The sequence below is a fragment of the Citrobacter sp. RHBSTW-00599 genome (genome assembly GCF_013784065.1).
Classification (GTDB): Bacteria; Pseudomonadota; Gammaproteobacteria; order Enterobacterales; family Enterobacteriaceae; genus Citrobacter; species Citrobacter braakii.
Genome location: NZ_CP056717.1, coordinates 3,687,259 through 3,706,945, shown reverse-complemented (window position 1 = coordinate 3,706,945; position 19,687 = coordinate 3,687,259). Strand labels below are relative to the sequence as shown.

At 52.8% G+C, this 19,687-nt stretch carries 20 protein-coding genes; 7 read left to right on the top strand and 13 right to left on the bottom strand.

Annotated features, from left to right (window positions below; translation table 11 throughout):
* Nucleotides 1–10 precede the first annotated feature (10 nt).
* From HV243_RS18265 to HV243_RS18255, 3 genes are all read left to right on the top strand, one after another.
* Nucleotides 11–1,039, top strand: coding sequence for a sugar phosphate isomerase/epimerase family protein (locus tag HV243_RS18265; protein ID WP_053389451.1), 1,029 nt, complete (start codon nt 11–13; stop codon nt 1,037–1,039).
* Nucleotides 1,036–2,187, top strand: coding sequence for a Gfo/Idh/MocA family oxidoreductase (locus HV243_RS18260; RefSeq protein WP_053389452.1), 1,152 nt, complete (start codon nt 1,036–1,038; stop codon nt 2,185–2,187). Before HV243_RS18265 ends, HV243_RS18260 begins: the two co-directional genes overlap by 4 nt.
* A gap of 77 nt (nt 2,188–2,264) precedes the next feature.
* Entirely contained in the window at nt 2,265–3,245 is a 981-nt protein-coding gene (locus HV243_RS18255) for a LacI family DNA-binding transcriptional regulator (RefSeq protein WP_016152169.1), read from the top strand.
* Between the two features lie 3 nt (nt 3,246–3,248).
* On the opposite strand, the gene HV243_RS18250 is transcribed toward HV243_RS18255, so the two are convergent.
* The 4 genes from HV243_RS18250 to HV243_RS18235 all read right to left on the bottom strand — a co-directional run bounded on the left by HV243_RS18250 (nt 3,249) and on the right by HV243_RS18235 (nt 6,280).
* Complete coding sequence (locus tag HV243_RS18250; protein ID WP_016152170.1) at nt 3,249–4,493, bottom strand: mechanosensitive ion channel family protein; 1,245 nt, start codon at nt 4,491–4,493, stop codon at nt 3,249–3,251.
* A gap of 64 nt (nt 4,494–4,557) precedes the next feature.
* Nucleotides 4,558–5,211 carry an oxygen-insensitive NAD(P)H nitroreductase gene (gene nfsB / locus HV243_RS18245; protein ID WP_016152171.1) on the bottom strand — a complete coding sequence of 218 codons (654 nt, stop codon included), beginning with the start codon at nt 5,209–5,211 and terminating at the stop codon, nt 4,558–4,560.
* Between the two features lie 119 nt (nt 5,212–5,330).
* Entirely contained in the window at nt 5,331–5,699 is a 369-nt protein-coding gene (locus HV243_RS18240) for an MmcQ/YjbR family DNA-binding protein (RefSeq protein WP_016152172.1), read from the bottom strand.
* Complete coding sequence (locus tag HV243_RS18235) at nt 5,699–6,280, bottom strand: TetR/AcrR family transcriptional regulator (RefSeq protein ID WP_053389453.1); 582 nt, start codon at nt 6,278–6,280, stop codon at nt 5,699–5,701. Before HV243_RS18235 ends, HV243_RS18240 begins: the two co-directional genes overlap by 1 nt.
* Before the next feature lie 189 nt (nt 6,281–6,469).
* Between HV243_RS18235 and HV243_RS18230 the strand changes: the two genes are divergently transcribed.
* Both HV243_RS18230 and HV243_RS18225 read left to right on the top strand, forming a co-directional pair.
* A complete protein-coding gene (locus HV243_RS18230; protein ID WP_016152174.1) occupies nt 6,470–7,582 on the top strand; it encodes an MBL fold metallo-hydrolase in 1,113 nt (370 codons plus the stop codon).
* A 17-nt stretch (nt 7,583–7,599) separates the two neighbouring features.
* Complete coding sequence (locus tag HV243_RS18225) at nt 7,600–7,941, top strand: RamA family antibiotic efflux transcriptional regulator (RefSeq protein WP_003021996.1); 342 nt, start codon at nt 7,600–7,602, stop codon at nt 7,939–7,941.
* A 21-nt stretch (nt 7,942–7,962) separates the two neighbouring features.
* Here the strand turns inward: HV243_RS18225 and HV243_RS18220 are convergent, their stop codons facing one another.
* On the bottom strand, nt 7,963–8,211 hold the full coding sequence (locus HV243_RS18220; protein WP_016152175.1) for a DUF1158 domain-containing protein: 249 nt from the start codon (nt 8,209–8,211) through the stop codon (nt 7,963–7,965).
* Between the two features lie 66 nt (nt 8,212–8,277).
* Nucleotides 8,278–9,396, bottom strand: a complete 1,119-nt coding sequence (locus tag HV243_RS18215; protein WP_053389454.1) for a YbdK family carboxylate-amine ligase — start codon at nt 9,394–9,396, stop codon at nt 8,278–8,280.
* Between the two features lie 169 nt (nt 9,397–9,565).
* On the opposite strand from HV243_RS18215, the gene HV243_RS18210 reads away from it, so the two are divergent.
* Nucleotides 9,566–10,270: a GNAT family protein gene (locus tag HV243_RS18210; RefSeq protein ID WP_016152177.1), complete on the top strand. Its 705-nt coding sequence runs from the start codon at nt 9,566–9,568 to the stop codon at nt 10,268–10,270.
* 75 nt (nt 10,271–10,345) lie between these two features.
* On the opposite strand, the gene HV243_RS18205 is transcribed toward HV243_RS18210, so the two are convergent.
* From HV243_RS18205 to HV243_RS18190, 4 genes are read right to left on the bottom strand one after another with little or no spacing between them, the layout of a single operon-like run.
* Entirely contained in the window at nt 10,346–11,854 is a 1,509-nt protein-coding gene (locus HV243_RS18205) for an FGGY-family carbohydrate kinase (RefSeq protein ID WP_053389455.1), read from the bottom strand.
* Between the two features lie 32 nt (nt 11,855–11,886).
* Complete coding sequence (locus HV243_RS18200; RefSeq protein ID WP_047358063.1) at nt 11,887–13,305, bottom strand: L-fucose/L-arabinose isomerase family protein; 1,419 nt, start codon at nt 13,303–13,305, stop codon at nt 11,887–11,889.
* Between the two features lie 34 nt (nt 13,306–13,339).
* Nucleotides 13,340–14,287, bottom strand: coding sequence for a transketolase C-terminal domain-containing protein (locus HV243_RS18195; RefSeq protein WP_053389456.1), 948 nt, complete (start codon nt 14,285–14,287; stop codon nt 13,340–13,342).
* The gene (locus HV243_RS18190; protein WP_016152181.1) at nt 14,280–15,110 is read right to left on the bottom strand and encodes a transketolase; all 831 of its coding nucleotides are present in this window, start codon (nt 15,108–15,110) and stop codon (nt 14,280–14,282) included. Before HV243_RS18190 ends, HV243_RS18195 begins: the two co-directional genes overlap by 8 nt.
* Nucleotides 15,111–15,426: 316 nt before the next feature.
* Between HV243_RS18190 and HV243_RS18185 the strand changes: the two genes are divergently transcribed.
* On the top strand, nt 15,427–16,377 hold the full coding sequence (locus tag HV243_RS18185) for a sugar-binding transcriptional regulator (protein ID WP_047358065.1): 951 nt from the start codon (nt 15,427–15,429) through the stop codon (nt 16,375–16,377).
* 82 nt (nt 16,378–16,459) lie between these two features.
* Here HV243_RS18185 and HV243_RS18180 read toward each other — a convergent pair whose 3' ends face one another.
* From HV243_RS18180 to HV243_RS18170, 3 genes are read right to left on the bottom strand one after another with little or no spacing between them, the layout of a single operon-like run.
* On the bottom strand, nt 16,460–17,548 hold the full coding sequence (locus HV243_RS18180) for an ABC transporter permease (protein ID WP_016152183.1): 1,089 nt from the start codon (nt 17,546–17,548) through the stop codon (nt 16,460–16,462).
* A 1-nt stretch (nt 17,549) separates the two neighbouring features.
* Entirely contained in the window at nt 17,550–19,076 is a 1,527-nt protein-coding gene (locus tag HV243_RS18175; protein ID WP_170973930.1) for a sugar ABC transporter ATP-binding protein, read from the bottom strand.
* Nucleotides 19,076–19,684 carry a DUF2291 family protein gene (locus HV243_RS18170; RefSeq protein WP_016152185.1) on the bottom strand — a complete coding sequence of 203 codons (609 nt, stop codon included), beginning with the start codon at nt 19,682–19,684 and terminating at the stop codon, nt 19,076–19,078. Before HV243_RS18170 ends, HV243_RS18175 begins: the two co-directional genes overlap by 1 nt.
* Nucleotides 19,685–19,687 lie beyond the last annotated feature (3 nt).

Below are 19,687 nucleotides of genomic sequence, written 5' to 3'. Positions count from 1 at the left end.
AGGAGGGGTTATGAAAACCATCAAGGGGCCTGGCATTTTTCTGGCGCAATTTATCGGGGATCGTCCCCCATTTAACACCCTGGAAGGCGTGGCAAAGTGGGCGGCGGAGCTGGGCTATAAGGCATTACAAATCCCGTGTAATCACAAGTCTTTGTTTGATGTCGAACAAGCAGCCAGAAGTCAGGCCTATTGTGATGATATTCGTGGGATGCTGGCCGGGCATGGGCTGGTGATTAGCGAACTATCTACCCATCTTGAAGGCCAACTGGTTGCCGTCCATCCGGCTTACGATGACGCTTTTGACGGATTTGCTCCGCCATCTGTACGCGCTAATCCGCAGGCCAGGCAGGCGTGGGCCATCGAAACCCTCCACCAGGCCGCTGCGGCTTCGCAAAGGCTGGGGCTGACGGCGCATGCTACGTTTTCAGGTTCGCTCGCCTGGCCCTTCTTTTATCCGTGGCCACCGCATAACCGTCAGCGCTTTGAAGAGGCTTTTCTGGAGCTGGCACGCCGCTGGAGGCCCATTCTCGATCGCTTTGATCATCATGGGGTGGATGTTTGCTTTGAAATCCATCCCGGTGAAGATCTGCACGATGGCGTAACGTTTGAGCGCTTTCTGGCGCTGGTTAATCATCATCCTCGCTGCAACATTCTCTATGACCCGAGCCATCTGTTATTGCAGCAGATGGATTACCTTGGGTTTATCGATGTTTACCACTCGCGCATTAAAGCGTTTCACGTCAAGGACGCTGAGTACCACGCCAGTAGCCGCAGTGGTGTCTATGGCGGTTATCAGCCGTGGCTCGATCGCGCTGGGCGTTTCCGTTCCCTGGGGGACGGTCAGGTCGATTTCAAAACCATCTTCAGCAAGCTCACACAATATGATTTCTCTGGCTGGGCGGTACTGGAATGGGAGTGTTGCCTGAAAGACGCGCAAACCGGGGCGCGTGAGGGGAGTGATTTTATACGCCGCCACATTATTCCGGTTTCTTCACGCGCATTTGATGATTTCGCCGCTGGCGATGAGGTACGCAAATGATACAGGTTGGCATTATTGGCAGCGGTTTTATTGGGCCTGCACATATCGAGGCGTTGCGTCGACTCGGCGGTGTGAACGTGGTGGCGCTCTGTGATAGCTCGCTGGCGGTTGCTCAGGAACGTGCAGATGCTCTTCATATTCCTCACGCGTACGGCAGCGTTGAGGCGCTGCTGGCGCATCCCGGGCTGCAGGTGGTGCATAACTGTACGCCGAATCATCTGCATGCCGACATCAATCGGCAGATTCTACGCGCGGGTCTGCATGTGTTTTCAGAAAAGCCGCTGTGTATGACGCCTGATGAGGCTCGTGAACTGGAAACGCTGGCGGAGCAGGGAGGAGTGGTGCACGGCGTGAGCTTTGTCTATCGTCAGTTTGCGATGGTACAACAGGCTGCCAGCATGGTCAGGCGCGGTAGCGTGGGGCGTCTGTTTGCCGTCCAGGGGAGCTATTTGCAGGACTGGATGCTGCTGGAAACTGACTACAACTGGCGGGTCGATGCCAAACAGGGCGGCAACTCACGGGCGGTAGCGGATATCGGTTCCCACTGGTGTGACACGGTGCAATTCGTCACTGGAAAACGTATTGTCGAGGTGATGGCCGATCTGGCTATCGTCTGGCCGGTACGAAAAGCCAGCATCGCCAGTAACGCTACGTTTGGCCAGCAAACGGCTGACCTGCAATTTGAGGATAAAGCGGTGACGACGGAAGATTGTGGATCGGTGCTGGTACGTTTTGACGATGGTAGCAAAGGCTGCTTTAGCGTTTCACAGGTGAGTGCCGGGCGCAAGAATCACCTGAGCTTTGAAATTAACGGTAGCCAGAGTTCACTGCACTGGGATCAGGAAACGCCGCAACAGCTTTGGATCGGGCACCGTCAGCAGGCGAACCAGATCCTGACGGATGACCCAGGATTGATGGATGCGGATGTTGCTGCCAGTGCGCACTTTCCGGGTGGGCATATTGAGGGCTGGCCGGATGCGTTCAAGAATATGATGCAACAGTTCTATCAGGCGGTGCAGGCTGGCAAAATGCCCGCGACGGCGGAGCGTCGATTTGCGTCATTTTCTGATGGTGCGGATGTGATGTATATCATTGATGCGATTATAAAAAGCCATCAGCAGCAGCGCTGGGTATCAGTGCAGCGCTAAACACGCACCCGGTTCGCCGGGCAGTGATTTTATGGTAGCCTCAACGTAAAGCCTAAACCGCAGGACTTGTCGTCGTTATGTCTATTCAAAAAATCGCCCAGCTTGCCGGTGTGTCGGTGGCGACGGTATCGCGTGTGCTGAATCACAGTGATACCGTCAAAGCCAAAAATCGCGAGCGCGTGCTTCAGGCTATTAAAGAAAGTAATTATCAGCCCAACCTGCTGGCTCGTCAGCTGCGTACGGCACGCAGTTCGATGATTCTGGTGATGGTTTCCAACATTGCCAACCCTTTTTGTGCAGAGGTTGTTAAAGGCATTGAAGAAGAGGCGGAAAAGAATGGCTATCGCATTTTGCTGTGTAATTCCGGCTCGGATACCGCCCGCTCAAAATCGGCGCTAAAGCTGCTGTCGGGGAAAATCGTTGATGGCATTATCACCATGGATGCATTCTCAAAATTACCGGAACTGACCACGCTGATTGGCGACGCTCCCTGGGTTCAGTGTGCGGAATATGCTGATAAAGGCGCGGTTTCCTGCGTAGGGATTAACGATGTTGACGCTGCGCAGTCGGTAATATCTCACCTGGTGGAAAAGGGCTATCGACGCATTGCGCTAATCAATCATGATCTGAGTTATAAATACGCCCGGTTGCGCGAACGTGGCTATAAAGCGGCGCTGCATGCGCTGTCGCTTGAGTATCAGGCCGTAGAATACGCCAGCGAATTAAGTTCCAGCGCAGGAATTGCGGCGATGAAAACATTGCTTGCCGCAGAGGTGAAACCCGACGCGGTGTTTGCGGTATCGGACACGCTGGCCGCTGGCGCGATGCGTGCTATTCTCAATGCCGGATTACAGATCCCGCAGGATATCGCCGTCGTGGGATTCGACGGTACGGAACTGGCAGAAATGGTTTCCCCACAGCTTTCGACCATTGAGCAGCCCTCGCGGGATATAGGCCGCAAAGCGGTAGGATTGCTGCTGAATAAAATAGAAAATCCTGACGCGCAGACGGAAAGGGTGATGATGGACTGGCGCTATATTTCACGCGCCAGTACCTGAGCGTTAGCGTTGAAATGCGCCTGACAGTGCGCGAATATCATTTCCGGTGGGTGATTGATGAATGCGCAAGCCAAATTCTTCGATCACGGCGAATATATGGTCGAAAATATCAGCCTGAATACTTTCATATTCCAGCCAGACCACCGTATTAGTAAAGGCATAAATTTCGATCGGTAAACCGTGATCGTCTGGCGCAAGCTGGCGCACCATTAACGTCATATCTTTGCGAATCCGCGGATGATGACGCAAATATTCGTTCAGATAGGCGCGGAAGGTGCCAATATTCGTCATCCGACGGTGGTTTAATACCGATTCAGGCGCATCTAACTGCTGATTCCACTCGTCAATTTCCTGATGGCGCGTGGTCAAATACGGTTTCAGCAGGTGCGCTTTATGCAGCCGCTGACGCTCATCCTCATCAAGAAAATGAATGCTGGTAGCATCAATGCTGATGCTGCGTTTAATGCGTCGCCCACCGGAAGCCGACATCCCACTCCAGTTTTTAAAAGAGTCCGATACCAGTGACCAGGTTGGGATAGTGGTGATGGTGTTATCCCAGTTGCGCACTTTTACGGTGGTTAAGCCAATATCAATCACCGCGCCATCTGCGCCGTATTTAGGCATTTCCAGCCAGTCACCCAATTTCAACATATCGTTGGCTGAAAGCTGTATTCCGGCCACCAGCCCGAGGATCGGATCTTTAAACACCAGCATTAACACGGCGGCCATGGCACCCAGACCGCTTATCAATATTGCCGGTGACTGACCAATCAGCAGGGAAATCATCAATATTCCGACGACAATAGCGCTGATGAGCTTGATGCCCTGAAATATGCCTTTTAGCGGCAATTGCGATGCGGCAGGGAATTTTTGCGACAGATTGAGAATGACGTCCAGCAGGGAAAACAAGGACAACAGGGCGTACATCATGATCCACAGCTGTGCGCAGGTTACTAATATTTCTGCTGCTTCACTGCCTTTCTGTAACCAGAGTGCGGCCTGTATATTGACAATGATACCCTGCAGGGTGAATGCCAGCCGATGAAATAACTTGTTCTGCGTGATGATTTGTAGCCACAGGCGGGAGCTGGCGTTGGCGCGCTTTTCAAATGCGCGTAATACCACCCAATGCAAAATAACGTGAACAATAATGGCGGTGATAAAAATAATGCCAAAAATCATCACCAGTGAGGTGGTGTGATTTATTTCAATGCCGAGTTCTTCTACCTGAGATATCAATTCCTGCATAACGTCTCCTTAATAAACAGCGGTCTATGATGACCGCTGTGTAGAGCTTATGCAAATGCGGGGATTAAACTTCCGTCAGTGTTGTTTCCAGCGGCAGACGAGATTTTGGCAGCGCGGCGTTGAAATCTTCTACGCTGTGATGACCCACCGGGACCACAACTACGCTGGTGAAACCTTTTTCTTTCAGGCCAAATTCTGCATCCATGACCGCCGCATCGAAACCTTCGATCGGCACCGCATCCAGACCCATCGCCGCCACGCCCAGCAGGAAGTTACCGACGTTCAGGTACACCTGTTTTGCCATCCAGTGGTTGTCATCTTTCAGCTCTTTGCGATGCATGTCGGCAAAGAAGGTGCGGCCTTTGTGGTTTGCGGCTTTGGCTTCAGGGGTGGCGAAACGGCCATCGCGCTCTTCTTGATCCACCACGCGCTCCAGCCAGGCATCGTCCATCGCCGTTTTGGCGCAGAACACCACGACGTGGGAAGCATCCAGCATTTTACGTTCGTTGAATACAAAACCGCCGGCTGCGGATTTCGCCACGCGCGCTTTACCTTCGTCAGTGCTGGCAACGATAAAGTGCCACGGCTGAGAGTTGGTGCTGGACGGACTAAACTGCAGCAGCGTTTTTAATTTTTCGGCCTGCTCAGCGGTCAGTTTTTTATTCGGATCGAATGCCTTAGTGGAGTAACGTTTTAAGGCGACAGAAACAATATCCATAACTACTCCTGGTGATTTTTCATACCCTGCGGGTGCGTTTTGTTTCAGCAGGGTACAGGGTTAGCAAGAAAAAGATAAGACAGGAAAATGCAAAAACACTTATCGGAGTTAACGATAAATCAACCTGGACGCAGGCGTTTTTGATCCCGCTTCGCCAGGCCGTCTACGACGCGATGCCATGAATCATTTACCAACTCCGTCAGTAATGACTCGGTAATGTCGTCGCCTGGGTAGACCGATATCCAGTGCTTTTTATTCATGTGATAGCCGGGTTCAATGCTGGGGTAGATCTGCTGGTTTAACAGTGACTTTTGCGGATCGGCTTTCAGGTTAACCAGCGGGCGTCCGCGAAGCTCTGAGACCAGCATAAAAATTTTGCCGCCGACTTTGAAGACATCGTATTCCGGGCCGAATGGCCAGCAGTGCTCGGTAAAAGGCAGTTCGAGCGCAAGGCGCTTTGCACAGGCATGTAAGGTCTGGCCGTCCATTATTTTTCCTCACGGGTGAGTGCGCGCCACATCGCCTCAAATCCCATCGAAATATATTCTTTTGCGCGAGCCGCGTCGCGGGCGGCGAACTCCATGGTGGTCTCTGCCAGAGAAAGAAACAGCGCGTCGCCAAAGGCGCGATACTCGTCAGACATAAACTCAGGTCGTACGGAGCGATGACAAAGATCGCGCAGTTCCGGGAACATATCGTCAGCCTTCTGTTCCGTTTCTTTGCTGATTTTCTCGCTGACGGCCAACTGGCGAATCGTGCGATGCCCGCAGGTATGGTTCAGGCCCCAGCTAATGTAGCTGTTCCAGATGTAGTGAGTCATGGTTTTGGCATCGGTCACCGATCGATCCAAATTTGCCATCATCGACTGACAAAGGTCTTGCTTCAAAAAGAGGTAAAGCTCGTTGATCAAATCATCTTTGGTCGCGAAATAGCGAAACAACGTCCCCTCCGCAACCCCTGCATTGCGGGCTATCACGGCGGTAGATGCCGCAATGCCTGATTGTGCAAATGCTGTGGTTGCAGCTTCCAGTAATGCCAGTTTTTTGTCTTCACTCTTCGGACGAGCCACTACACTTTACCCTTAAGTCTGTAAAAAACATGATTGAATCACGGCCTTTGCAGCACCGCAACGGCGAATGTCAAAGATTGAAAATCATCTTGACGGCGAACTTTCGATTTCTATAATGAGTGCTTACTCACTCATAATCAAGGGTCAGTCGCGCAAACCAGCGGAAAGGGGCGCGTTTAAGGTCAGGATATGAAGCGTCTCACAGTTTGTGTGGTTGTTATTATGCTTATTGCCGCAGCTGCAAGTTTACCGTTTGTACTCAATGCCGGGTTTGGTCAGGCCCCTCAAGGGGCACAACTGAGTTTGGTTGAACAGTCACCTCACTATCGTGATGGACAGTTTCATAACCAGGTGCCGACACCGGGCTATACCGGCAACAAAGGCATGCTGGCGGCCTGGTGGGAGTTTCTGGTCGCTAAGCGTGATAATGCGCGCCCGGCGCAGCCGTTACCGCTGGTGGCAACCGATCTCGCCGGACTTTCGCCACAGCAGGATACTCTGGTCTGGCTGGGCCACTCCTCATGGTATTTGCAGCTGGCGGGTCAACGTATCCTGATTGATCCGGTATTTAGCAATTATGCCGCACCGTTTTCATTCCTGAACAAAGCCTTTGCCGGGGATTATCCGTGGACTGCGCAGACGATGCCGGAGATCGATCTGCTCATTATCTCGCACGATCACTATGACCATCTGGATCTCGCCACTATCAAGGCGTTAATGCCGAAAATTAAGCGGGTGATTACGCCGCTCGGCGTAGGGTCGCATCTGCGTTACTGGGGGATGCGCAGCGAGATAATCGAAGAGCGGGACTGGAATCAGTCCGTCAGAGTGACGGATTCACTGATCGTTCATGTGCTGCCTGCTCGTCATTTTTCGGGGCGCGGTATCAAGCGCAACCAGACGCTATGGGCGAGCTTCATGTTCGAAACGCCGGAGCAGAACGTTTATTACAGCGGAGATTCCGGCTATGGACCGCATTTTAAAGCCATCGGTGAGCAGTTTGGCTCGGTTGATTTGGCGATTATGGAGAACGGTCAATATGACCAGGACTGGAAGTTTATTCACATGATGCCAGAAGAGACGGCGCAGGCTGCGGCCGATCTGCATGCGAAAGCCGTGTTGCCAGGGCATGCCGGCCGTTTCGTTCTGGCGAAACATACTTGGGATGATCCTTACAAACGACTGGCGCTTGCCAGCCGTCGTCAGGATTACCGACTACTGACGCCAATGCTGGGTGAACCGGTAATACTGTCCGAACCGGACCAACCGTTTACGGCCTGGTGGCAACAGGCGACTCAATGAATACAGGGGAGAGCATGATGACGATTTCTGCTCAGGTCATTGATACGATTGTTGAATGGATTGATGATAATTTGAATCAGCCATTGCGCATTGATGATATTGCACGCCATGCGGGATATTCCAAATGGCACCTGCAGCGTCTTTTTATGCAGTACAAAGGTGAAAGCCTCGGGCGCTACATCCGCGAGCGTAAGCTGCTACTGGCGGCGCGCGATCTACGCGATACCGACCAGAAAGTGTATGACATCTGTTTGAAATACGGATTCGATTCGCAGCAGACCTTTACGCGAATTTTCACCCGTACGTTCAGCCAGCCGCCGGGCGCGTATCGCAAAGAAAATCATAGCCGAACGCATTAACGGCAAAGGGTTCTCGCGGGTCTAATCCGCCAGCGAGAACCAGCGCCGCCAGATAAAACGCAGTACAAAATATTCAATCACCCCCAGCAGTAAAAACCACAGACAAAACAGCAAAGTATAAAATTGGTTGAGATCCATTAGATGAAAGGTGGCGACGAGTTTTTGCGCCAGCACAATGCCCAGTGAGGGGGCGGGCAGCAGCAGGCAAGACAAAAAAGCCAGCAGCAGGATCCCTGCGGCGGTCATCAGTGATTCAAGCGGGTGTTTCATTGTATTGTTAAACTTGAGTTAAAAAGCCATTGTCCGGGATCTCTGTGGGCAACGCAAACGCCACGCTTACAGCCCGGCCCAAATCTCACAATGTTTTTTCACCAGACCACTCAGAGATCCGCCATCGGCGACAAAATCACGCATGCTCTGCGCTTCATCATGACCATTTTTAACCTGCAGGCGTAAGGATTCAATCGCGCTGGTCGCGCCTACTTTGTCCGCAGAAGCGGCGACATTCTCCAGTAGCCGTAGCGTGTCATCTGACAGGCGGTGCCCATCGCCGGTATTGACGTCGGTGATGATTCCCGCCATGCCAAAGCGGCAGGCCTGAAAACGGTTAAATTTATACAGCAGGTAATCACGCTCCTGGTGCTTGAATGGCCGTTTAGTGAGCAACCAGTGGGCGGTAGCCTGAATAAGTCCCGCCATATTGACTGCGTGTTCAAGGGTTAGCGGAGTGTCCATGACGCGAACCTCTACGGTACCAAAGTGCGGGCTGGGGCGGATATCCCAGTGTAAATCTTTAATGCTATCAATCATGCTGGTGTAAGCCAGTCGACGAAATAACCCCTCGAATTCCTGCCAGTTATTCACCCACGGCATCGGGCCATTATCGGGAAATCCGGAGAAAATATTCAGCCGCGCACAGGCAAACCGCGTGTCGGACGTCTGCATATAAGGTGAGGCGGCAGAGAGTGCAATAAAATGGGGAACAAATCGCGACAGGCCGTGCAGGAGGTAAATAGCATCATCGCCGTTTGCGCAGCCGATATGCACATGTTGGCCGAATACCGTCGCCTGCTGAATAAGATAGCCAAAATTTTCCAGGTTGCGCCGATAGCGTTCGTCATCGCAGATTTCCTGACGTTGCCATTTTTGAAACGGATGCGTACCGCCGCCACAGATGGCGAGGTGATGCTCGGCAGCAACCCGCGAGATTATCTGCTGCATGGCGGATAATTCAGCACTCGCCTGGTCGATATTGCGACAAACCCCGGTCGCCATCTCCAGCATACTTTCAGTGATATCGTGCTTTACTTCTCCGGCGGTGAGCTGCGGCTTTACGGCGTCAATCAGTCGGGAAGAGTCCTGGCTCAGGTCGTAGCCCGGAGGATTGACCACTTGCATTTCCAGTTCAATGCCTAACGTAAAAGGGTCAGAAACATGAAAATCGGGTAGGGACATAGTGTTCTCTTCAGCGTTGATTTTTAATCAGTATAGACGCGTCATCTTGCAAGCTGCATATAGAAGGGCCGCTGATTTTCTGTTCGTTGTCAGAAATCCCCCCGCGATGCTTTGAAGGCGAAATGGCCGGTGTTATAACTATTTTTTACTTCGCAACAGGGGTTGAATCGTGCCGGAAATTAATCTTTATGGACAGACCGTCGGCGATATTGTGCCTGACTGGAATGGTGCTGCCGTGCTGCCGCGGGAAGAACTTGCAGGGCAATATTGTCGACTGGTTCCCCTGGATGCCGACAGCCATGCCGCCGATCTGTTTGATGCTTACGCGCAGGCGCCAGACGATCGCGACTGGACCTGGCTTGCAAGTTCTCGCCCCACGAGCGTTGAGGCCACAGCTTGCTGGGTAGAGGGCAAATCTACGGATGCATCTCTGGTTCCCTATGCTGTCATTGAACAGCGTTCCGGTCGTGCGGTGGGACTGGTGTGCTTTATGGCGATCGAACGGGAGCATGGTTCGGTTGAAATTGGTCATGTAACCTGGTCACCGCGCATGAAAAATACGGTACTCGGCACCGAAAGCATCTGGCTGTTGCTGCGCCAGGCGTTTGCGTTGGGCTATCGTCGCGTGGAGTGGAAATGTGACTCTCTGAACACGGCTTCCCGTCGGGCGGCGGAGCGCCTTGGGTTTATCTTCGAAGGACGTTTTCGCCAGAAGATTGTGCGCAAGGGGCGTAATCGCGACAGCGACTGGTTATCGATGATTGATAGTGAATGGCCCCAGTGCGACGCTGTTTTGCAGCGCTGGCTGGCTGCCGATAACTTCGATGAAAAAGGACAGCAACGCCGATCGCTGGCGGCGTGTCAGCCGCAGTAGCTCGCTTTTGAAGAATTAACAGTGCGCCCACAGTCAGTTATGGCTGCGGGCGCATTTATCATTAGCGTTGATTTATTAACGGGTTTGCCAACGGGTGCGTTCGACGGCTCCTTGCCATTCATGCCAGCGTTTTTGCAATCTCCCATGGCGCGCCATGTTTGGCTGGAACGCTACGTGTTCGGGCAGGTAATCTCGCAACTGGCTGGTAGATGCACCTTGCAGCTTCTTGCGTGCCAGCAATCCGGCACCGATAGCGGAAAGTTCAGGGATATCGCTGCGCATCACCGGACAGCCCAATAAATCGGCTTGATACTGCATTAGCCAGTCATTTTTTGTTGGCCCGCCATCAACCATTAACGCGCTGAGTCGAAAACCGTTGTGCTGGCGCATCGCTAAAACAACATCGGCAATCTGATAGGTAATCGACTCCAGTGCCGCACGTACCAGATGTGCGCGTTTCACTCCGCGGCTGAGACCGTGAATCAACCCCCGGGCATCTTCATCCCACCATGGCGCGCCCAGCCCGGTAAGTGCCGGAACAAAATAGACGCCCAGCGTGGAGTCAACCGTGGCGGGCAGCGTATTGAGCTCATGAAGCAGTTGCTCTTCCGGTAATTCGCTAAGACCTGTGCTATCGGCCATCCATGCGACGGCATCTCCCGTATGCGGAATATTACCTTCCAGCCCGTAGACCAGGGTGTCACCGTCATGCCAGGCTATGGTCGTTGCCAGCGCGCTCACCTCGGACTGCGCCGAGAATACGGGTGCCATAACGGAAGATCCGGTGCCATAGGTCGCTTTGACGCAGCCTTCCATACCCAGCCCATGGGCAAAAAGCGCAGCATGTGAGTCGCCAATCATCGCCAGAATAGGGATTCCATCAGGTATCCTCTCCAGACCTTTTGTTACGCCAAAATGGTGGCTGGAAGGGCAAACTTCGGGCAACGCCTGCTGCGGGATACCGAATAGAGCCAACATCTCGTTATCCCATTGTCCGCTGTTGAGATTGAGCAACTGCGTGCGTGAAGCGTTGGAGATATCGCAACGAAATTCCTCGCCGTGCGTTAAGTTCCACAGTAACCAGCTATCGATGGTCCCGAGACATATTTCCCCTTGCTGTGCGAGCGTCATACCGTTGGGAACTGACTCCAGCAGCCAGCGCATTTTAGAGGCGGAAAAGAGTGGGGCAACGGGTAATCCGGTGATGGATTTTATGTACGCCTCGTGCCCCTGTTCACGTAATGCACGGCAAAAATCGGCCGTGCGCGAACATTGCCAGGTGATAGCAGGGCCGAGAGGGCGACCGCTGGCACGATACCAGCCTATCGCCGTTTCACGTTGATTGCTGATCGCCAGCGCTGCGACGCGTTGTGCGCCGACGCAGGCAATGGCTTGTGCCACAACATCCAGCGATGCGTCCAGAAGTGCATCACCTGACTGTTCAACCCAGCCTTCACGGGGCGTGTGGATCGCCAGCGCGCGGGAGAACTTCGCGACCACGTTTCCCTGACCATCCAGCGCTACGGCTTTGGCATTGGTGGTGCCTTCATCAAGCGCAATAATAATGTCTTTTTGTGCTGACATTGTTTTCTCCAGCCCTTCGGTTTCCCTGAGTATTAGCGATGGAAAAAGGTATCCACCCCGAGATAGCGGGTGAAAGCTTCATGCAGTACCTCTGCGCTGGCGGAATGGTTCATTGCCACGTGATGCTCAAAGCCATTACGACAAATCCATGCCAGTAGGTTCTCCAGATGAGGTACCTGGATTACCGCTCGGCAGCCGACAGTGTCCAGCGGATCGTCAACCGATAGTCCTTCGCCGACGTAGGCTTTGATTTCGCCGGTTAAATCGTCGGTACTCAGGCGGAAGTAGGTCAAGGCACCGCTTTTCATACGACCGTGAACTGCACCGCAGGTGTTCTCTTTACCGACGGTGGTACCGATGATATCCGCCGTCCCCATCTTCGGGCTGTCCAGACTGGCTGATGCGAAATTACCGCAGTGAAAAAGAACGCATTTATCACGATCGTCGCCGAAATTATTGTTCCAGTCGGCAATGGATGCTGGACTTAAGTTGCTGCTGGCGAGGGCGTACATTGACAACGCGCCCATCACATCCACTTCGCAGGCACTGGGCATTAACTGCCCGGACATCACGCTCATGATTGAGCACACGTTGATGCCTAAATTTTCCTGCAGCGAGGTCCAGCACTGGATGGCAGTCGTATCAATATCATTAGCGATGACCCATTCGCTGATAACGACAAACAGTTTTGCCATGGTGACCAGTTTGTCGGCTGGAATGGCGCTGGCGTCGGCGTTATCCATCAACAGGCGGCGTTTTTCATCCACCCGGATATCGTCGTCGCGCAGTCGTTTGATGCGGGTAAAGACTTCAGACAGATCCAGTGTTTCGACGGCAATACCCAGTCTTTCGAGCAATTTTTCGCTGTAACGGACGGTATTAAACCCGGCTGGACGTGCGCCGATAGCGCCGACGCGAACTCCGCGCATGCTGGCGACCACGCGACAGATTTGTTCGAAACGTTTCAGGTCTTGTGCAAACACCTCGCCTGACAGGTCGCAGACATGCTGGGTGGTTAGCGTAAACGGTATACCGTACTGGCGCATGTTATTGCACAGGGAGATCTTGCCGCAGAAGCTGTCACGGCGAGTGGCAAGCCCCATTTTATCCAGGTTGTCTTCCTGCGCCTGGATCAGAACCGGGACATCTAAACCGGAAAGTCGCAGCGTTTCCGCTATCGCTTTTTCATCGCCAAAGTTCGGCAGTAGTACCACCACACCGTGAATCTTGTCGCGGTGAGCGCGGAAAAGTTCAGCACAAACTTTCGCATCCTGACGGGTTTCAACACCGCCGAGTTCTGTCTGCGTTTCGTTGAGCATTATGGTGTTAATGCCCAGCCGCTCAAAGAGCACGCTGGCTTGTTCGCGGGCTTCAGCAACCAGATAGCTCGGGAAAAATCCCCGATTGCCAATAATCACCGCCATGGTCAACTGATGAGGAATTCGTGACATCGCTTTCTCCAGTAAGTGTTCTGTTGTTATTGTTTTATCGTGTTGCCAGCAACAGTGCGGTGGCGTTTTTCACGACACCCGCCGCGTCAATTTCATGGTGCGCGCGCGTTGCTGCACGATCGGCTGCGATTGCATATTGGCCATCGGCAATCCCCAATCTACGCAGTGGAATAGCACAGCCAGCTTCTGCCAGCACTTCAGCCACCAGACTTCCCACGCCGCCATTAATGTTATGTTCTTCCACGCTAACCACTGCCTTGCAGTGGGTTAAAGTTGCCAGTAACTGTTGGGTATTGCAGGGACGAATTGACGGTACACTGATTACGCTGGCGTCAATACCCGCCTGTTCCAGCACTGTGGCAGCCTCGACAATTTCATGCACAGTTGAGCCCATTGCCACCAGTGCGACATCTTTTCCTTTGCGCAAAATATCGATATTACCCGGCGCGAACTGGTAGTTTTCGTCGTGTAATTCGGGTAAGGCTTTGCCATCCAGGCGAATATAAACCGGACCTATGTGGCTTAAGGCGTAATCGAGAATCTGTCGGCATTCCACCGGACAGGACGGGGCGTAAATCTCAATATTGCCAAAACCGCGTAGCACGGAAATATCATCAATGCTGTGGTGCGTACTGGCGAGCGGTCCGTAGCTGGCCCCTGCGTTCAGGCCAATCAACTTCACGTTGGTATTGTTGTAGCAAATGTCGACTTTAATTTGCTCATTGGCCCGTGAAATCAAGAAGGGCGCAGCGTTACAGGTGACGGCGATTTTACCGCCCAGCGCCAGTCCGGCAGCAGCACCGACCAACGTCTGTTCGGCAATACCCACGTTGACCAGACGACCGGGAAATTCCTTCATAAATGGGGCGATTTTTGCTGTTGATGTTGAGTCAGCCACCACCGGCACAACATCCATTCCACGTTTGACCGCGGCAATTAACGTGTTCACCATGACGGTGGCGAGGTGTTCGCTATTACGCATCTTTCAGTTCCTCCAGCGCCAGTTCAACTTCTTCTCCTTTTGGCACGCGGTGGTGCCATTCCGGGCGGCCCTGGATAAAAGAGATCCCGGCTCCTTTGGTGGTGTGTGCAATGACGACATATGGCTTGCCTTCAGGGGTTAATCCTTCCAGCGTGCGCACCACATCGCTCATATCGTTCCCGCGACACTCTGTGACTTGCATACCGAAGGCTCGCCATTTTTCATCCAGCGGATCGGTGTTCATGATCTCTTTGGTTGAGCCGGCAAGCTGGAGGTTATTTTTGTCGTTGATGATAATCAGGTTATCCAGTTTATAGTGGGCAGCGACCAGTGCCGCTTCCCAGTTGCTGCCTTCGGCCAGTTCACCATCACCGGTGACGACAAACACCCGGCGTTTGCTGTTGCTGCGTTTAGCCGCCAGCGCAATCCCTACTGCAACCGGCAGACCGTGACCAAGAGCTCCGGTATTCAATTCAATTCCTGGCGTTTTATGTTTTACCGGATGTCCCGGCAGATGCGAATCAGCGTGTTGATAGGTCGCCAGCCAGTCCACAGGAATAAAACCGGCTTCTGCCAAGACACAGTAGTAACCGCCCACAGCGTGACCTTTTGACTGAATGTAGATATCGCGCTCGTCGCTCTCTTTAATCTCCGGGGAGCAATTCAGGATACGAAAATAGAGTGCTGTCAGCAGTTCAACCTGCGACAGGTCTGCGCCAGTGTGCCCGCCAGCCGGGCTTTCAGCATTCAACACGATAATGCGGCGACGCACGGCACGTGCTTTCTTTTCTAGCTCTGGTATTGAGAGCGAAAACGGATTCATAAGACACCTCTTGAATGTTTAATCTTGAATGAATAAATATTCCATGTGAGTGCAGTAGTGCAACTGTCTCTCTACCCACCACGTAATCTGCAGATAAAACAGTCAGTCGTTATTGGTTAGAATAAATATTCACTACTGATTTATTATTCATGATTAAAGATATGCCTTGTCTGGCGGTTTGTCTACGGCTTGTGCCACCAAATTTTGGAGAAAAGAGAAAAGGATCACACTAACGTGATAACTGGAAAGGTACTGATGACTTGTTATCTATTCAGGTATGAATAAAAATAACAGGCAGTTTATCAGGGGGAATGCCATGTCAAAGCAGGATGAACAGCGGTTGCTGGTTAAGATTGCCACGCTTTACTACGCCGAAAATAAAAAACAGTCTGAAATCGCCACGCTGCTGCATTTGTCGCAGTCCTTTGTCTCCCGTGCTTTAACGCGTTGTCAGAAAGAAGGGCTGGTGAAAATCACCGTCGTACAGCCGACCAATATCTTTGTGGCGCTGGAAAAAGCCATTGAAGAGCAGTTTGGTATTCGTCAGGCGATTGTCGTGGATGTCGGTGACAACCCCAGCAATACGCAAATTAAGCATGCTATTGGCAGTGCGGCGGCGCATTACGTTGAAACCCGCTTGCGAGCCGAGGACCTGGTTGGAATTTCCTCCTGGAGTAGCACCATTCGCTGTATGGTCGATGAGATGCACCCGCAAAATATCCGTGCGGCGGGGGTGATCCAACTGCTGGGCGGCGTAGGGCCGAATGGTAACGTGCAGGCCACGATTCTTACGCAACAGTTGGCAGCGCACCTTGGCTGTCCGGCCTGGCTTCTGCCTTCACAAAGTATTGAGCATTCGGTTGAAGAGCGTACACGGTTGGTTAACAGCCCTGACGTTGCCGCGGTGGTTGAAAAGTTTGCTGAAGTGGATGTGGCAATTGTCGGTATTGGCGAACTGGAGCCTTCTCAATTGCTGAAAAACTCAGGCAACTACTACAACGAAGAAATGTTGCGACTGCTCGCCGAGCGCGGCGCAGTAGGCGATATCTGTCTGCATTATTACGATGCAGCAGGTAACCCGGTACTCAGCCATGAGGAAGACCCGGTCATCGGAATGGAGCTTTCGCAGATCCGGGAGTGTAACCACGTGATTGCTTTGGCTGGTGGTGTGGAAAAACAGAATGCGATACGCGGGGCATTGCAGGGGAATTATATTGACGTATTGATCACCGACTACCCGACAGCCCGCAGTCTGGTGAAAGGGTGATGTCACGGTGAGTTAAACAATTGACAGCCCCAGGAGGTTCCTGGAGCTGTCTGGTTGTGCATATCAGACTTTTCAGAGGCGATTACTGACTTTCCATCGCCGCCTTTTGTGCTACCACCGCGGCTTTTTGCTGCATCCGGTTTTGCATCTGGTCGATGATGACCGCGACGATAATCACGATACCTTTAATCACCATTTGCCAGAACTCGCTGACGCCCATCATCACCAGACCATCGGCCAGAAAACCGATAACGAAAGCGCCAATCAGCGTGCCTAAAATCGTGCCCCGTCCACCGGCCAGTGACGTACCGCCGAGAACCACTGCGGCAATGGCGTTCATCTCAAATGCCGTACCGTTGGCCGGATGGCTGGCGGAAAGCTGTGCCGAGACCACAATTCCAGCAATCGCGGCACACAGTCCGGATAGGGTATACACCCAGATTTTCACCTGTTTTACTTTTACCCCTGACAGCTCAGCAGCGCGTTCGTTATCCCCGATGGCGTAAACGTGGCGACCAAAGGGTAGACGACGAGCGACGTAAGCAATGACCAGTGCCAGCACAATCATCATCCAGATGGCCCACGGAATCCCAAACAGTGTACCGGCACCAATCTCATCAAAACCGGTATTGCCGAGCTGCGGATTGCCGGAAAGCCCGGGAAAGGTTTGCCCATCGGAGGTCAGCATCGCCGCCCCGCGCAAAACGTACATGGTTCCGAGCGTACAAATAAACGGTGCGACGTTATAGTGGGTGATGATCCAACCATTTGCCGCGCCAATCAGCCCACCAATCAACAAGACGACAGGCACAATCACCCAGACGCTGGGGAAAATTGCGATGCCGAACATTGGCAATACAATGCCTTTAGTGATTAGCCATCCCGCGACCATGCCGCACAGCCCAAGCGTAGCGCCAATTGAGAGATCAATCCCGGCGGTAATAATGACAAACGTGATCCCCAGAGCCAGAAAGGCGTTAATGGCGATATGCTTGATCATAATGACCATGCTGCCGCCAGAGAGAAATCCCGGTACGGTGAAGGCAAAGAACCCGACGATTAAAAACAGTGCAATAAAAGTGCGCAGTTTTAGGATTAGTAGCAGGATATTTTCCCGAGAGAAGGCGACTGTGGAGCGAGGCGCGATGGCGGCAGATTGTAGTGTTTTCATATCAGAACCCCTGAGCACTTGCGGTTACCAGCGCCGATTCTTCGGCACGATCGCGGGCGATATCGGCAGTTAGCTTGCCGCCGGACATCACCAGAATGCGGTCAGAAACCGCCATAATTTCTTTTAAATCTGAGGTGGAGAAGACCACAGCAATACCCTGCTGGGAAAGCTGGACCATCATGCGGAACACATCGGCTTTCGCCCCGACATCGATGCCGCGTGTGGGTTCGTCAAGAAATAGAATTTTGGGATTGGTGAGCAGAGAGCGACCAATCACCACTTTTTGCTGGTTCCCTCCGCTCAGCGCCTGAATTTCAACCTCTGGCGAGGAGACTTTTATCGACAGATTGCCAATTGTGCTGGCGACCACGGCCTCTTCATCTTTGCGGGCAATGGCAAAGCCACGTTGCAGACGCCGCCAAAGGCTGGCAATGGTCAGATTGGTGGCGACGGATGAAATGGGGAAAATCCCTGTGCGCTTGCGATCCTCCGGCACCAGACTCATTCCCATACGGATGCGATCGGCGGTGGTTAAGCGTTGCGGGACCGGTTTGCTGTCGAGCCACAGTTTTCCGAGGTAGTTGCGCTCAGTACCTAACAAGCACTCGAACAATTCGGTTCGCCCAGCCCCCATAAGTCCATAGATACCGACAATTTCACCGGCGTGAACGTTAAAGGTGACGTCATTGACGACTGCGCTGCCAGCGGTATTCACGCAGGTGATATGTTCAGCTTCCAGAACCGGAGCTCCAAACGTGCGGCCGGGTTCGAGAAAGTTGCTTACCGGATCACTGCCCAACATCTCGCGCACAATCCACGGGACATCGATGTCGCTAACCTTGGCTTCGGCTTGAAATTTACCATCGCGTAAAATAGTGATCACATCGCCAATTGCCATCAATTCTTCGAGACGATGGGAGATATAGATTATCGACACGCCCTGGCGAGTAAGTTCACGGATCACGCGAAACAGAATCTCGACTTCAGTTTTACTGAGCGCCGAGGTGGGTTCATCAAGAATCAGGATATCTGCATCTTCAGCCAGTGCTTTGGCGATTTCGACCAGCTGTTGCTGCCCTACTTTGAGATTGCCAACCAGGTCGCGCGGTGATATCGGCTGATCGAGCCGGGTTAATAATTCCGCGGTGCGTTTCTCTTGCTCGGCCTCATTAATGGGGGCCATGCCTTTTTGAATCTCCCGACCGAGGAAAATGTTTTCCGCGACGGTGAGGTTCTCAAACAGGTTTAACTCCTGATGCACCATACCAATTCCATGTGCCGCAGCATCCCGGGTGCTGGCAAAGCGCACGGGATTTCCATTGAGCGACATCTCACCGCTACTGGGTTGCTGAACGCCAGCGAGGATCTTCATCAACGTCGATTTCCCCGCACCATTCTCACCAATAATCACATTCACCTTGCCACGCCAGACCTGGTAATCGACGCTGTCCAGCGCAATTGTGCCGGGAAACAGCATTGAAATGGCATGCGTGCGCAGGATGATGTCATCAGCTGAGGTATTGCGCATTAGTGAGCCTCCTGTTCCAGCGTCAGTGCTGCTGCGTTTTCCGCTTTTCCAGCATTCAACGTCACGGCAAACAGCACCGTGGCAGTTTTCCCTTGCCAGCTAGTGTCAACGGCGGGTAACTGTTTCGCCGCTTCACGGTTATAAGCCCGTGACAGTTGGGCAAACTGAACCTGGTTAGTAAAATCTTCAAACTTGAAACCACTGGCATCGCGAATAGCATTGCCACGCATTACCGGGCCAATCTGAATCGTGACGGGCATATCATTGACCCTCACCACGATGGTGTGCTCTCGCCCATTGGTGGTGTCGACGCTATCAATCTGGCTGGTCAGGCGTACAAACACGCTTTCAGGAGCGGGTGAGGGGGCCTTCAGGCGAGTGGTCAGCGCTGAAGCATCCAGAACATGTTGCTGTGCCGCTTCCAGGACGCGGGATTGCCAGGTTTGTTGCGCGATCTGATCGGGAGTCTGGTTGTCGAAACTGGCTTTGGCCTGAGGATCGGCCGGGATAATTGGTTTGCCGTTTTCGTCGAGGTCAACTACCGTACAGGCCGTCAGCAACAGGGTGGCGCATCCAACCAGCGCGGCACCCCATTGTGTTAACGACATAGT

Coding starts and splice junctions, on each gene's coding strand:
- HV243_RS18205 (WP_053389455.1), bottom strand. CDS start 11,854: ATGTCAGCACAAAAAGACATTATTATTGCGCTTGATGAAGGCACCACC.
- HV243_RS18240 (WP_016152172.1), bottom strand. CDS start 5,699: ATGGACGGCCAGACCTTACATGCCTGTGCAAAGCGCCTTGCGCTCGAA.
- HV243_RS18180 (WP_016152183.1), bottom strand. CDS start 17,548: ATGAAAACACTACAATCTGCCGCCATCGCGCCTCGCTCCACAGTCGCC.
- nfsB (WP_016152171.1), bottom strand. CDS start 5,211: ATGGATATTGTTTCTGTCGCCTTAAAACGTTACTCCACTAAGGCATTC.
- HV243_RS18265 (WP_053389451.1), top strand. CDS start 11: ATGAAAACCATCAAGGGGCCTGGCATTTTTCTGGCGCAATTTATCGGG.
- HV243_RS18230 (WP_016152174.1), top strand. CDS start 6,470: ATGAAGCGTCTCACAGTTTGTGTGGTTGTTATTATGCTTATTGCCGCA.
- HV243_RS18250 (WP_016152170.1), bottom strand. CDS start 4,493: ATGCAGGAATTGATATCTCAGGTAGAAGAACTCGGCATTGAAATAAAT.
- HV243_RS18255 (WP_016152169.1), top strand. CDS start 2,265: ATGTCTATTCAAAAAATCGCCCAGCTTGCCGGTGTGTCGGTGGCGACG.
- HV243_RS18220 (WP_016152175.1), bottom strand. CDS start 8,211: ATGAAACACCCGCTTGAATCACTGATGACCGCCGCAGGGATCCTGCTG.
- HV243_RS18200 (WP_047358063.1), bottom strand. CDS start 13,305: ATGTCACGAATTCCTCATCAGTTGACCATGGCGGTGATTATTGGCAAT.
- HV243_RS18260 (WP_053389452.1), top strand. CDS start 1,036: ATGATACAGGTTGGCATTATTGGCAGCGGTTTTATTGGGCCTGCACAT.
- HV243_RS18190 (WP_016152181.1), bottom strand. CDS start 15,110: ATGAATCCGTTTTCGCTCTCAATACCAGAGCTAGAAAAGAAAGCACGT.
- HV243_RS18175 (WP_170973930.1), bottom strand. CDS start 19,076: ATGCGCAATACCTCAGCTGATGACATCATCCTGCGCACGCATGCCATT.
- HV243_RS18225 (WP_003021996.1), top strand. CDS start 7,600: ATGACGATTTCTGCTCAGGTCATTGATACGATTGTTGAATGGATTGAT.
- HV243_RS18170 (WP_016152185.1), bottom strand. CDS start 19,684: ATGTCGTTAACACAATGGGGTGCCGCGCTGGTTGGATGCGCCACCCTG.
- HV243_RS18195 (WP_053389456.1), bottom strand. CDS start 14,287: ATGCGTAATAGCGAACACCTCGCCACCGTCATGGTGAACACGTTAATT.
- HV243_RS18215 (WP_053389454.1), bottom strand. CDS start 9,396: ATGTCCCTACCCGATTTTCATGTTTCTGACCCTTTTACGTTAGGCATT.
- HV243_RS18185 (WP_047358065.1), top strand. CDS start 15,427: ATGTCAAAGCAGGATGAACAGCGGTTGCTGGTTAAGATTGCCACGCTT.